Below are 1,255 nucleotides of genomic sequence, written 5' to 3'. Positions count from 1 at the left end.
CCCGCCATTTTGGCCGCGGATGCATCAAGCCCAAGTACTTGTATTTGAAAGCCTATAAAGGTTTTACTAATAAAAACCCATGTGGCGCATAGCGCTAATAACGCAAACGCCAGGCCTAAGTGCAATCGAGTACCGTCGAATAAAACAGGTAATAACGTACTATCGCCAAACAATGCACTTTCAGGAAAGTTATAACCGTGAGGATCTTTGAGTGGCCCATGAACAGCCCACAGCAATACATTTACTGCTATGTAGTTGAGCATTATGGTGACTAAAATTTCATTGGTGTTTAAACGCAGCTTCATAAAAGCAGCAAGCCCCGCCCACAACATCCCACCTGCAATACCAGCGAGTAATGTAAGTGGCATTGCAAAAGCACTTGTTGAATCAACAAAGTTAACGGCTACAGCACTTGCACATACACCACCAATAAGCAGTTGCCCTTCTGCGCCTATATTCCAAACCGATGCTCTATAACAAAGCGCTAAGCCATAGGCGCATAGCAAAATAGGAATGGTCATTACAAGTAGCTCAGTTACACCATACCAATCGGCAACAGGTGCTATAAGCAATGTATACAGGGCATTTAGAGGATCATGCCCTAATAAGGCAAACACCACGTAACCGGTTATTAATGTGAGTAAAATAGCTAAAACAGGAGAGAGATAACTCCAAGCCGGTGAGCGTTCAACACGTGGTTCTAATTTAATCATGCGAGTGCCCCTTGTGGTGTGTGTACTTTAGGCTGGTTATTAAAAACATCGCTAAAGTCGCCAGCCATCCACTGCCCTAACTGCACAAGCGGTACGGTATCGGTATTTAAAATAGGAGACAGTTTGCCATCACAAATTGCGCCAATGCGGTCGCAAATTTTATAAAGTTCATCTAAATCTTCTGAAATAACGAGTACCGCACACCCTTCGTCGCGAAGCTTTAAAATAGCTTCATGTATCGCCACTTGTGCGCCTATATCTACTCCCCAAGTAGGGTGCGACATAACGAGTAGTTTTGGGTTTTGCTCTACCTCGCGACCAATAATAAATTTTTGTAAATTACCACCTGAAAGGCTTGCTGCATGAGTGCGAAAACTTGGCGTTTTAACCTTGTATTTTGTAATGACTTTATTAGCAAGCTCAGTAATTTTTTGTTTTACTAAAAAGCCATTTTTAACCAGCCCACTATCAAAACTAGTAAGCAGTGCATTTTGTGCTAAATCCATAGTGGGCACGGCTCCTCGCCCAAGCCTATCCTCTGG

General features: G+C 43.1%; 1 protein-coding gene and 1 pseudogene. Both read right to left on the bottom strand.

What is annotated here, in order from left to right; translation table 11 throughout:
* Positions 1–713 (bottom strand): ABC transporter permease (locus tag L654_RS0101195; protein ID WP_024607003.1); only part of this gene is annotated, 713 nt, incomplete at its 3' end.
* Positions 710–1,255: pseudogene (locus tag L654_RS0101190) on the bottom strand (ABC transporter ATP-binding protein); the annotation flags it as partial. The pseudogene L654_RS0101190 and the gene L654_RS0101195, both read right to left, overlap by 4 nt.

The sequence above is a fragment of the Pseudoalteromonas sp. TAB23 genome, assembly GCF_000498075.1.
Classification (GTDB): Bacteria; Pseudomonadota; Gammaproteobacteria; order Enterobacterales; family Alteromonadaceae; genus Pseudoalteromonas; species Pseudoalteromonas arctica.
This window is presented reverse-complemented; position numbering and strand designations above follow the sequence as displayed.